Annotated in this window: 7 protein-coding genes and 1 pseudogene; all 8 read left to right on the top strand. The window is 48.8% G+C overall.

Annotated elements, in window-relative coordinates; translation table 11 throughout:
* Window positions 1–493: 493 nt before the first annotated feature.
* Window positions 494–568 (top strand): annotated as a pseudogene (locus GTO91_RS18825) (GMP synthase (glutamine-hydrolyzing)); the annotation flags it as partial.
* A 223-nt stretch (window positions 569–791) separates the two neighbouring features.
* Window positions 792–2,111 carry a nucleotide sugar dehydrogenase gene (locus GTO91_RS17100; RefSeq protein WP_161259937.1) on the top strand — a complete coding sequence of 440 codons (1,320 nt, stop codon included), beginning with the start codon at window positions 792–794 and terminating at the stop codon, window positions 2,109–2,111.
* 255 nt (window positions 2,112–2,366) lie between these two features.
* Window positions 2,367–5,624, top strand: coding sequence for a type I restriction-modification system endonuclease (hsdR, locus tag GTO91_RS17095; RefSeq protein WP_161259936.1), 3,258 nt, complete (start codon window positions 2,367–2,369; stop codon window positions 5,622–5,624).
* Window positions 5,625–5,626: 2 nt separating this feature from the next.
* Window positions 5,627–7,045, top strand: a complete 1,419-nt coding sequence (locus GTO91_RS17090) for a class I SAM-dependent DNA methyltransferase (protein WP_161259935.1) — start codon at window positions 5,627–5,629, stop codon at window positions 7,043–7,045.
* A complete protein-coding gene (locus GTO91_RS17085; protein WP_161259934.1) occupies window positions 7,045–8,421 on the top strand; it encodes a restriction endonuclease subunit S in 1,377 nt (458 codons plus the stop codon). Before GTO91_RS17090 ends, GTO91_RS17085 begins: the two co-directional genes overlap by 1 nt.
* A 281-nt stretch (window positions 8,422–8,702) precedes the next feature.
* Window positions 8,703–9,959 (top strand): AAA family ATPase, encoded by a 1,257-nt coding sequence (locus GTO91_RS17080; protein WP_161259933.1) that lies wholly within the window; start codon window positions 8,703–8,705, stop codon window positions 9,957–9,959.
* Entirely contained in the window at window positions 9,959–10,570 is a 612-nt protein-coding gene (locus tag GTO91_RS17075) for a hypothetical protein (RefSeq protein WP_161259932.1), read from the top strand. Before GTO91_RS17080 ends, GTO91_RS17075 begins: the two co-directional genes overlap by 1 nt.
* A 110-nt stretch (window positions 10,571–10,680) precedes the next feature.
* A complete protein-coding gene (gene htpG / locus GTO91_RS17070; RefSeq protein ID WP_161259931.1) occupies window positions 10,681–12,561 on the top strand; it encodes a molecular chaperone HtpG in 1,881 nt (626 codons plus the stop codon).
* Window positions 12,562–13,115 lie beyond the last annotated feature (554 nt).

Raw genomic sequence — 13,115 nt, 5'->3', positions numbered from 1 at the left:
TTGTATTGCTCGGCATCTGATCGACGGAATAAGATTGTCTCTGGCAAAGGGCAGGGGGGGGACAATAAACACGGCAGAAAAACTTGCACCTAGATTAATGTGCCAGGGCTGTTTCTTCCACACACCATATATCTTCAACCATATTACGGATCTAAAATGGATCACAATGTAATTGATGGGTACAATGAAAATACACCCCCTATCCCTATATATAGAGATCAGCAATAGGGGGAGTATCTTACAGATGGTGGAGAGACTTCAACAGATTGATTAACAGCATAACTACAGGGTGGCAGGGGGATATGGTGTTGATTGACGAAGCGTAAAGCAAAAATTAACCTTACATTAACTATCAAAAGAATAAACGATAACCTTATATTGTATATTAGCCAATTGTCTGCTAAGATTTTAATAGTGAGATCGGGAAGTCTAAGACCTCAAATAAAGAGAAATCAAAGACTACGGAAAAAAAACTCAATAAAATCAAGGCTCTCACGAGGTCAAGGGGGTTAACCGGGTGGTCTACGACATCACGTCGAAGCCGCCGGGGACGATTGAGTGGGAGTAAAGCGATCGCTCAACCCAAAGCTTTTGGAGCAAAACTGGAATTGACGGCGCTATGCTTAGTACGAGGCCCCACCTTGGCAACAAGGTGGGGTTTGCTTTTTGCATCCTTTTTTGCAGAACCAGTTTGGATAGAGAGGAAAACGCGGATTTCTTTAGAAATTATCCATAGTACTGAAGAAATGCTAAAAGATGGTTTAGCGAAAGGTCCCGTGAGGTGATAAAAATTGAATCTCCATGAGAAAATCGCATCCAGGGAAGCGAGAGTCGGCGTCATTGGATTGGGGTATGTGGGCCTTCCGCTGGCGATAGCTTTTGCGGAAAGCGGTTTCCAGGTCACTGGCATCGACCTCTGTCCAGACAAGGTGGATGCGCTGAACGCCGGGTCTTCCTACATCATCGACGTTGGTCATACGATGGTGGGCGCCGTTGTCAAGAATGGTCATTTCCGCGCAACGACGGATTCCTCGTCGATTCGTGACCTCGACGCCGTTTGCATATGCGTGCCAACGCCGCTAAACAAGAACCATGAACCGGATCTGTCTTATATTGAAGCCGTGTTGTCCGAATTAAAAAAACATCTTCGGAGAGGCGCCCTTGTTGTACTGGAGAGCACCACCTACCCGGGCACGACGGAGGAACGGATCGGCAAGGGGCTGGCGGAAAAGGGCTGGCATGCCGGCATCGACTATCACCTGTGCTACTCGCCCGAGCGGGTTGACCCCGGCAACAAAAAGTACGGGATTCGCAACACGCCAAAGGTGATCGGAGGCGTTACCGCCAAATGCCTCGAACTGGCCGACGCCCTTTATCGAACGATTACAGACCGCACCGTTCTCGTTTCCAATCCCAAAGTGGCAGAGATGTCCAAACTCCTGGAGAATACCTTTCGAAGCGTCAATATTGCCTTTATCAACGAAATGGCCTTGATGTGCGACGCCATCGGCGTCAACATCTGGGAGGTCATCGAAGCTGCTTCAAGCAAACCTTTCGGTTTCATGCCCTTTTATCCGGGACCGGGCATCGGAGGCCACTGTATCCCGCTGGATCCCATGTACCTGTCTTGGAAGGCGAAAGGGGAGAACTTTTTCAGCCGATTCATTGAGGTTTCGCAGGATATAAACCGCAACATGCCCCGCTATGTGGTCCACAAAATCTCCGAACTCCTGAATACAAAGAAAAAGTGTATCAACGGTTCGCGTATCCTCTTGCTTGGTATGGCCTATAAGCCGGATGTAGACGACTTGCGCGAATCCCCCAGCATCGAAGTCTACGAGTTGCTGCGGGAAAAAGGCGCTGCGCTGACCGTGAACGATCCCTACTGTGCTGTCATGTTCGACGCTGATGGTCAGCAGGTGAACGTTCAGGCGGAAGTCAATGATGCCGAGCTTGGTGATTACGATCTGCTCGTTTTGCTCACGGCGCATTCCCGTTACGACCTGCCCGGGATCGTCGCATCTGGAACGCTGATTCTGGATACGCGCAACGCCTTCGCCGGGCTGGACGCGCCGAATGTGGCGCGGATAGGCGATGTTTTGCCCTATTAAAAGTCAGGATTACCTAGATAGCCAGGATAGGCATATCGGATGGCGGTTGCGACTTTCTGCTGTTTTGAGCGGAAGTCGCAACTGCATTTTTTGTCCCGTTTTGTAGTAATGGGTGACAAAAGAATGCTTCGATTTGACCTAAAAAGCAAATTACTGTAAAATTTGATTGGAATTAAAGACGAATAAACTAAAACCAAATCGATAAATTGTAATATTTTTGAAATGCAAGACGATGCCGAGAGGGAGTTGGTCAACGTGAAATCAAACTTCACCTTTCTTGAAGAGAAGTGGCCCTTACTATCATCTCTCGGCAGCACGGCAGAAAAATATCTGTATACAGACGCCAACTCCTGTCTCATCAAGTTGGGCTTATTCGCCGAGTCCATCGTTCGACTCATGCTGGCTTCAGACAATATCCCTGAGCCGCAAGAAGACAACACCCATGCCAATCGGATCAAACTGTTGAAAAGGGAAGGGCTTATTCCGAGAGACATCGATGAAATCCTCCATTCGATCCGAAAATCGCGAAACGATGCCGTCCATGAAGGCTACGACTCTATAGAGCGGGCGAAAGTGCTCCTTGAATTCGCTCATAAACTGGGCATTTGGTTCATGCAAACCTATGGGGACTGGGACTTTGAACCCTCTGCCTTTGTCATGCCGAGAAAAACGAGTGCAGATAAAGATTACCGCTCGATCATCGAAGCCCAGGAAGAGAAGATCAAGCAATTGACATTTGTGATGCAAACCGCTTCCGAAAGCCAAGCTGCTGTACCCAGAGCCGATAGAAAAAAAAGAGCCAACAATTTCGCTGACCAAATCAACCTATCGGAAAAAGAAACGCGCTACCTTATCGATGAACAACTGCGAAAAGTGGGCTGGGAAGTCGACACCATTCATCTTCGCTACTCAAAAGGGACAAGACCACAAAAGGGCAGGAACATGGCGATTGCCGAGTGGCCGACCGATTCGGCCACCGGAAAGGGCGGCTATGCCGATTACGCTTTGTTTGTGGGGACCAAACTGGTGGGCATCATCGAAGCGAAACGTCAATACACGGACATACCGTCTGTGATTGATTACCAATGCAAGGACTATGCGAAGCAGATCAAAGCGGAGCACGCGGGATACCTCGCTGGCAAGTGGGGCGAATACCAGGTCCCCTTTCTCTTTGCGACAAATGGCCGGAAGTATCTGAAACAGCTTGAAACCAAGTCGGGGATATGGTTTTTGGACGCCCGAAAGCCGACCAACATTCCGAAGGCGCAGCAGGGGTGGGTCAGCCCGCTGGGGCTTGTGGAACTGCTGGAACGGGATATTGACAAAGCAGAACAAGCATTGAAAGAGACCGGCTATGATCTCTTAACGGACAAAGGCGGCCTTAACTTGCGATCCTATCAGATCGAAGCGATTCAGGCGGCGGAGCGGGCGGTCATCAAAGGTGAACAGGCCATTCTCATCTCCATGGCCACAGGCACAGGCAAAACGCGCACGATACTCGGATTAATTTACCGTCTGCTCTCGGCGAAACGCATTAACCGGATATTGTTTTTAGTTGATCGCACCGCACTCGGGGAACAGACGCAAGACGTCTTCAAGGAAGTCAAGCTGGAAGATCTCATGACGCTCAATGAGATTTACAATATCAAAGAACTGGACGATAAAGACATCGACAAAGAGACGAAGCTGCACGTCGCCACCGTGCAAAGCCTGATCAAGCGGATCATGTACAATGAAGGCGAAAGCATGCCTGCCGTCACCGATTATGATCTCATCGTCATCGACGAAGCGCACCGGGGCTACATCCTCGATAAAGAGATGGGAGAAGACGAACTTCTCTATCGGAACCAGGACGACTATGTGAGCAAATACAGAACCGTCATCGACTACTTCGACGCGGTAAAAATCGCTATGACGGCGACGCCGGCCCTGCACACCGTTGAGATCTTCGGCAAGCCTGTCTTTAACTACTCCTATCGGGAAGCCGTCATCGAAGGATACTTGGTCGATCATAACGCCCCGCACAACCTGAAGACGAAGCTGTCCATCGAGGGGATCCACTACGACAAAGGTGAAACGGTGGCGATTTACGACCCCGTCACGGGAGAAATCACCAACAGCTATGAATTGGAAGATGAACTGAACTTTGATATCGACAGCTTTAACCGCAAGGTCATCACAGAGTCCTTCAATCGAACGGTGTTGGAGGAAATCGTCAAGCACATCAACCCGGAGGGCGAAGGGAAGACCCTGATCTTTGCCGTCGATGACAGCCACGCCGACCTCATCGTCAAAATCTTGCGGGAGATTTTCGAGGAGTATGGTGTAGACAATGAGGCGGTCAAGAAAATCACCGGATCGGTCGATAAGGGCAACAAAAAGAAAATCGCGGAAGCGATCAAAAAATTTAAGAATGAAAAGTACCCGAACATCGCCGTCACCGTGGACTTGCTGACGACCGGCGTGGATGTTCCCGAGATCACGACACTCGTCTTTATGCGCAGGGTGAAATCGAGAATCCTCTTTGAGCAAATGCTCGGACGGGCGACTCGCCTCTGCCCGGAAATCAACAAGACCCATTTTGAGATCTTCGATCCCGTCGGCGTATACGAATCGTTAGACCCTGTCAGCACAATGAAACCAGTTGTTGCGAACCCTACAACGACGTTTGAGGATCTCATCCAGGGACTTGCAACACTTCCGGCGGAAGAACAACAGAAGAACCAGATCGACATGATCATCGCCAAGTTGCAGAGAAAGAAACGAACGATCAGCGGTAAAACACTGGAACACTTCATCGACCTCGCCGGAGGGAAAAATCCGGCACAATTCATTGAATCGTTGCAGTCATTGCCTGTCGAAAAGGCAAAAGACCAGATTCTCAGGAATAAACGGTTGTTCGAACTGCTCAATGAAGGCAGCGGCAGGCCGGCGGAGCCTGTGGTCATTTCCGATAAAAAAGACGAATTGGTTTGGCACACGCGGGGCTACGGGAACGCAGAAAAGCCGGAGGATTACCTGGCCGAGTTCAAGCGCTTTATCCATGACAACATGGATAAGATAGCAGCCCTGAAAATCGTCTGCACGAGACCGAAGGAACTGACGCGGGACGCCTTGAAGCGCCTCAAACTTGAACTTGACCGGAACAAGTTCACTGAGGTACAGTTAAACACGGCTTGGAAAGAGTTGAAGAACGAGGATATCGCCGCAGACATTATCACCTTCATCCGCCAGCAGGCCATCGGCTCGCCTCTCATCAGTCACGAAGAACGGATTAAAAAAGCCGTCAACAAGTTGAGGAAGAATCACCCCTTCAGCAAAATGGAACTGGACTGGCTGCGCAGGATAGAAAACCACTTGCTGCATGAGAGCGTCATCGACAAAGCGACCTTCGATGGAGGCGCGTTCAAGTCCAACGGCGGCTACAAGACGATCAACAAGATATTCAAAAACAAATTGGACGATATCATCGCAGAACTGAATGACTACCTCTATGAAGACTGGAGTGCGTAACCTTGACGAACCAAGAAATCGTAGCGAAACTGTGGAACTTATGCAATGTGCTCCGCGATGACGGCATTACCTATCACCAGTATGTGACAGAGCTCACCTACATCTTGTTTTTGAAGATGGCGAAGGAGACGGACACAGAGGGACAGATTCCGGAGAAGTACCGCTGGGATGAACTTGTAAAAAAGCAAGGGATCGAATTAAAGAAGTTCTATTACGAGTTGTTAAATCACCTTGGGGAGAATTCCAGCGGAAGAATCAGAGAAATCTATTCCGGCGCCCGTTCGAATATCGACGAACCGAAAAACCTCCAGAAGATCATCCAATCGATCAATGATCTCGATTGGTATTCCGCGAAGGTAGAAGGTCTCGGCACCCTTTACGAGGGGCTTTTAGAGAAAAACGCCAACGAGAAAAAATCAGGGGCCGGGCAGTATTTTACACCTCGCGTGCTGATCGATATCATGGTGCAACTCGTGGATCCGAAGCCGGACGAACTGTGCAACGACCCCGCTTGCGGGACCTTCGGCTTCATGATCGCTGCGGATCGTTACATTAAGGAAAAGACGGATAACCTCTTTGATCTGACGCCTGAACAACAAGAGTTTCAGAAGAAGTTTGCCTTTACCGGTTGCGAACTCGTCCATGACACCCATAGACTTGCGCTCATGAATGCGATGCTTCATGATATCGAAGGCGAAATTCTCTTAGGCGACACGCTTTCAAACGCAGGGAAGAAGCTCAAAGGGTATGACGTGGTCCTGACCAACCCCCCGTTCGGCACGAAAAAGGGCGGCGAGCGCGCCACCCGTGATGACTTTGTCTATCCCACCTCTAACAAACAACTGAACTTCTTGCAACATATCTACCGTTCTCTTAAACCGAACGGCAAGGCTAGGGCGGCAGTAATCTTACCTGATAACGTGCTTTTTGCCGATGGTGATGGGGCGAGAATCCGCGCCGACTTGATGGATAAGTGTAATCTGCACACGATTTTGAGGTTGCCCACAGGAATTTTCTATGCGCAGGGTGTCAAAACCAATGTGCTTTTCTTCACTCTCGGCACAACGGATAAAGGCAATACTAAAGAAGTATGGTTTTATGATCTGCGGACGAATATGCAGAGTTTTGGGAAGACGACGCCCCTGAAACATGACCATTTCAACGCCTTTATGGCTGCGTACACGGCAGAGGACAGAAGGGACGTCAATGATGAGCGTTTCTCTATGTTCACTAGGGATCAAATAAAAGAGAAGAACGACAGCTTGGATTTAGGTTTAATTAAAGATGAAAGTGTATTAAATTATGACGATTTACAAGATCCTATAGAGAACGGAGAAGTAGTGGTTGATCAACTCGAAGAAGCTATTGATTTGATAATGAGTGTTGTAAAAGAGCTAAAAAGCCTGGGTGGTACTAAGTAATGGGTAAGAAAATAAAGTTACCGAATGAAGAATTGTTATTGCAGTCATTGGTAATAAGCGAGGACAAGCCATTTGATGTGCCGAGTAATTGGGTGTGGGTAAGGTTAGGGAGCGTTGCAAAGTGGGGATCTGGGGGTACTCCATCCAGAAAATTTCCCGAATATTATACTGGAAATATTCCGTGGATAAAGACGGGGGAATTAAATAATAATATAATTTTTGATACAGAAGAAAAAATTACTGAACAGGCAATAAAAAATTCTAGCGCTAAATTATTTCCTGTTAATACTGTAGTCATAGCTATGTACGGGGCTACAATAGGTAAGGTTGCAATTCTTGGAGTTGAGGCAACGACAAATCAGGCATGTGCATGTGCAGTATGCCTCAGTTGTTTGGATTATAAATATTTATTCTACTATCTTCTGTCGCAAAAAGAACAATTTATCGAAAAAGGTAAAGGTGGAGCACAACCCAATATTTCGCAGGAAATAATAAAGCAACATGCAATTCCGCTTCCTCCGATTTCTGAACAACGACGAATAGTAATTCTAATAGAATCACTTTTTGAAAAACTAGACAGAGTAAAAGAACTTGTACAGAATGCACTTGATTCTTTTGAAACTAGAAAATCAGCTATTTTGCATAAGGCTATTACGGGTGAACTGACGGCAAAATGGCGAGTGGAGAACGGCGTAGATTATAAAAGCGATTGGAGAGTTAGGCCATTTAAAGAGATTGCTACGGTAAAAAGTAATTTAGTTGACCCTATGGAAAATAAAGATCTTCCTCACATTGCGCCTGATAATATAGAAAAAAGAACGGGTAGATTGCTTGCTTATAACACTATTGAACAAGACGGGGTAACCAGTCCAAAACATCGGTTTTATGCTGGACAAATTTTGTATTCTAAAATACGACCATATTTATCTAAGGCTGTTGTGGTTGATTTTGATGGACTTTGTAGTGCAGATATGTACCCGATTGAAACACAACTTAACACTAGATACTTATGGTATTATATGCTGTCTGATGATTTCGTATTAGCCGCATCTTCAGCTGGTTCAAGATCGGTCTTACCCAAGATAAATCAAAAAGAACTTGGGGAATTGAAGATATTATGTCCACCAATATCGGAACAAAAAGAGATTGTTCGTATTTTAGACGAGGTGCTTGAAATCGAGCAGAAGGCAAAAGAACTCTGTGATGTAGTCGAAAACATAGAACTTATGAAAAAGTCAATTCTTGCTCGCGCTTTCCGTGGAGAACTAGGCACAAATAACCCAAATGAAGAAAGTGCCTTGGAACTGTTGAAAGAGGTTTTACGAAAGAAGACCGAAAATAATTGTGTGGGAAGCGGCATTAAACTACTTGGGTAAGGGAAGGAGGGAGCGAAGTGCCCCTCCCTTTTTAATTATCTATCTAAGCTGAATCCGCCCGTAGGTGCGCTAGGTTTTGTTGACGCGCAAATTTGAATTGTATTGATGTAAGACAATAAGCATGGGACGAACAGAAAACGGTACTGTGAGTATGCATGATTAGCAGGGAAACGCCTCAGCACAATCGAAAGAATTATGCGCGCATTGGAGAGATGTATCCGTCAAAGCGGTGAATAATAAAGCGCAGACTCATTGAATTGGGGAATAAGGGAGAATGCCGGATGCTACGTTGGATCGATCTGCGAGATGTTGGCCCATCGCCGAAAATGCGCATCGAGTTCTCTGAACGAGTAAACGTCATCACCGGTGATAACGGACTGGGAAAGACTTTTCTACTAGATGTGGCTTGGTGGGCATTGACACGCACATGGGCCGACACGCCGGCTTTGCCGCTTGGCGAGAAGCGCGGAATCATCGAATATCAGATCCGAGGTAAAACGGGAGATGCGACCCCCGTCAAGTCGCTCTTCCGACCGGACGCGCAGGAATGGCCTGTCCGAGCGGTCCGTCCCGCCATTCCCGGCATCGTCATTTACCTTCGCATCGATGGTGGGTATTCTGTCTGGGATCCGGCGCGGAATTACTGGCGCAAGGAGAGTCCTGACCGTCCCGCGTCCTATCGTTTCGACAACCGCCAGATTTGGGATGGTCTGAAGATTGGTGACGTAAGCGTTTGTGAGGGACTGGAACGGGACTGGGTGAGTTGGCAAAAGGGGATGGAACCGCAGTTTGAAATGTTGCAAGCGGTTCTTGAAAAACTGTCGCCGCCTGGAGAATTGTTGCGTCCCGGAAGGCCAAAGCGGGTTTTTCTGGGGGAGGGTTTTGATCGACCAACCCTTCAGTTTGGTCAAGAAGAGGTCCCCGTGGTGCTGGCTTCCGCCGGTTTGCGCCGAGTTCTGGCGTTGGCGTACCTGTTGGTTTGGGTTTGGCATGAGCATCGACAAACGGCCAAGCTCTTGTTCCGCGAGCCCGAAAGCCGGTTGACGGTGTTGATCGATGAACCGGAAACCCACCTCCATCCCGGTTGGCAGCGCCGCATTGTTCCGGCGCTGTTGCAGGCGGTGGGGCAACTCCAAGATAAACAAGCTGCCCAGATCCAGTTACTCATCGCGACCCATTCTCCGATGGTGTTGGCTTCGCTGGAACCGATATTTGACGAGGAACGCGATGTGCTCTATCACCTCAAGGCTGTTGATGGGAAGGTTGAATTGAATCCACAGCCATGGGCAAAGCAGGGGGATGTAACCAACTGGCTGGTTTCGGAAGTCTTTGGTCTGGAACAGGCGCGCTCGGCAGAAGCGGAACGGGCTATCGAAGCCGCTGAGGCATGGATGCGGGGAGACAGGGCGAACTTGCCGGAAGGGTTAAAGGACGCAGAGAGTATCCAACAGGAATTGGAACGAGTTCTCGCAGGTCATGATCCCTTCTGGCCCCGCTGGGTCGTTACGGTGGGAAGGCGTAACGGGGGCAAAGCCTGATGATACACTTTGATCCTGTACCCGAACCACACGATTTTGACGAAAGATGCCGCATTAGGGGTCAGGCTTGGCTTGAAGCGCATCCCCAAGCTGAACGCCCGAGAGATTTCTGGACCCCATTCAAATCCCAACTTGCAGACGGATTCGGGCAGTTATGCGCCTACTCGGCCATGTATGAGCCGGTTGGAACGGTCGATCACTTTCTCAGTTATAAGAATCGACCGGACCTTACATATGAGTGGAGCAATTATCGGTTTGCAGCGGGCTGGCTGAACAGTAGCAAGCGGACGGTGGATGGAGATATTCTCGACCCCTTCGAGGTCGGCGAAGATTGGTTTGAAGTGCTTCTTCCCTCGCTGCAACTCGTTGTCTCTGATTCCGTCCCAGAAGAGAAACGGGAGATAGCAGAATACACCGTAAAACGGCTTCATTTGCGCGACGATGAACGGGTGATTCGCCAACGACGTGCCTGGTACCAATTGTATCAAAGAAACGGAGACCTTGACTGTTTGCGTCAATTTGCCCCGTTGATAGCTCGTGCAGTTGAGAAGCAAGCTCGTAAAACGGAGGCTCATTCCGAGAGGGAAACAGTCGACGCTCAGAACGATTGACATTCCTCCTTTCATTTGGTAAATAATATATAGCGGTTAGCACTCGGTAATCGAGAGTGCTAACCGCTTCCGTGCGAAACACATACTGATCAACTGGGGGAGGATCTACGATGACAGTGAAACAGTTCCAAGCGGAATCCAAACGACTGCTCGATCTGATGGTCAACTCCATCTACACCCATAAGGAGATTTTCCTCAGAGAATTGATCTCCAATGCTAGTGACGCCATCGATAAGATTTACTACAAGGCCCTGACCGACGAATCGCTCAACTTCAACAAAGACGATTACTTCATTCGAGTCGAAGCGGACAAGCCCAACCGGATCTTGAAGATCGCCGACACCGGCATCGGCATGACCCAGGCCGAGATGGAAGAGAACCTGGGCGTCATCGCCAAGAGCGGATCCTTCGCCTTCAAGAAGGAAAACGAGCTGAAAGACGGCTTCGACATCATCGGCCAGTTCGGCGTCGGCTTTTACTCGGCCTTCATGGTCTCCGATGTGGTCACCGTGATCAGCCGAGCCCTGGGCAGCGACGAAGCCTACAAGTGGGAATCAAAAGGCGCGGAAGGCTACACCATCGAGCCTTGTGCGAAAGACACCGTCGGCACCGAGGTCATCCTCAAAATCAAAGCGAACACCGACGACGAGAACTATGACGAATTCCTGGACGAGTATCGCATCAAGTCGATCATCAAGAAGTACTCCGACTTCATCCGTTACCCCATCAAGATGGAAGTGACCAAGTCTCGCCTGAAAGAGGGCAGCGAAGAGGAGTACGAGCAGTACACGGAAGAACAGACCCTCAACAGCATGGTGCCCCTCTGGAAGAAGAACAAGAGCGAACTGACCAAGGAAGACTACGAAAACTTCTACGCCGAAAAGCACTTCGGCTTCGACAAGCCCATCCGCTACATCCACATCAACGTCGAAGGGAACATCAGCTACAAGGCCGTCCTGTTCATCCCCGAGAAGATGCCCTTTGACTTCTACACTAAAGAGTACGAGAAGGGCCTGGAACTCTACGCCAACGGCGTCCTGATTATGAACAAGTGCGCAGACCTGCTGCCTGATTACTTCAGCTTCGTCAAGGGCATGGTCGACTCGGAAGACCTGTCGCTGAACATCTCTCGCGAGTTGTTGCAGCACGACCGGCAACTCAAGTTGATCGCCAAAAACATCAAGTCGAAGATCAAGAGCGAACTGGAAGACCTCCTGAAAAACGACCGCGACCAGTACGTCGAGTTCTTCAACGCCTTCGGCAAGCAGTTGAAATACGGCCTCTACAGCGACTTCGGCGCCCACAAGGATGTGCTGCAAGACCTGCTGCTCTTCTACTCGTCGAAAGAGAAGAAACTGGTCACCCTGGCCGAGTACGTCTCCCGCATGCCTGAAGAGCAGAAGTTCATCTACTACGCCGCCGGCGACTCCATCGAGCGCATCGACAAACTGCCCCAGACCGAACTGGTCGCCGACAAAGGCTATGAGATCCTTTACTTCACCGACGATGTGGACGAGTTCGCCATCCGCATGCTGCGGACATATAAAGAGAAGGAATTCAAGTCCGTCTCCAGTGGCGACCTGGGCATCGAACCGGAAGAAAACAAAGATGCTTCCGAAGCGGACAAGCAAGAGAACCAGGATCTCTTCACCGAGATGAAAACCCTCCTGGCCGACAAAGTCAAAGCGGTGAAAGCATCCAAGCGGTTGAAGCAGCATCCCGTCTGCCTCTCCAATGAAGGCGACCTGACCATCGAGATGGAGAAGATCCTCAAAACCATGCCGAACAACCCGGACATCAAGGCGGACAAGGTGCTGGAGATCAACGTCAACCACGCCGTCTTCCAGGCTTTGAAAGAGGCGCGGCAACAGGACAAAGAGAAGTTTAATCTCTACACCGATCTGCTGTACAACCAGGCGTTGCTGATCGAAGGACTGCCTGTCGACGACCCCGTCGCCTTCTCGAATAACATTTGTAAAATCATGGTGTAATCATTAAGGCCGCATTCAGAGAGCCCTCTTGAATGCGGCCTTTTTTTAACCCCTCCCGTCAGTCACATCGTTCGACTGCTTATTTTTTAGAAGATGTATTGAAATCGTTCACTTGTTGAAAAAATCTGCGGCTTCTTTCTCTGCACTCCTAAACATATCCATTGATGGGAGTGCGATAACAGCAAACATTGTGATTGCATGCAAGAGCACAATATGAGCAAAATTACGTTAATTCTTTATTAAATTTTGAATAAAAACATACAATATTAACTCCTGGTATAGCAGGGTTTACCAAATGACTGTCGAAAAGAAACTTAATTGTTAGCGATTGTCAGTGGCTAAGTGTCAGTGGCTAAGGGGCGACACCAGTACTTGACAGGAAAATAAGCCGGAAAAGCAAAAGGGACGTGCCAGAAAAAGAGAGAGAGTAGGGGGCGCCATGCATGGACAGTTTGTTTGCACCCGTATCTGCGCTGTTTCGAAGACTACGGTTTTCCGGGAAATTTGCCATCGCAGGTGTCATTGTTTTCATTCCCTTGCTGGCTGTGATGTAT

The sequence above is a fragment of the Heliomicrobium undosum genome, from assembly GCF_009877425.1.
Taxonomy (GTDB): domain Bacteria; phylum Bacillota; class Desulfitobacteriia; order Heliobacteriales; family Heliobacteriaceae; genus Heliomicrobium; species Heliomicrobium undosum.
Note: the sequence above shows the minus strand (reverse complement) of the source record. Positions and strands in the feature narration are given on the sequence as shown.

Coding starts and splice junctions, on each gene's coding strand:
- GTO91_RS17085 (WP_161259934.1), top strand. CDS start 7,045: ATGGGTAAGAAAATAAAGTTACCGAATGAAGAATTGTTATTGCAGTCA.
- GTO91_RS17080 (WP_161259933.1), top strand. CDS start 8,703: ATGCTACGTTGGATCGATCTGCGAGATGTTGGCCCATCGCCGAAAATG.
- GTO91_RS17075 (WP_161259932.1), top strand. CDS start 9,959: ATGATACACTTTGATCCTGTACCCGAACCACACGATTTTGACGAAAGA.
- htpG (WP_161259931.1), top strand. CDS start 10,681: ATGACAGTGAAACAGTTCCAAGCGGAATCCAAACGACTGCTCGATCTG.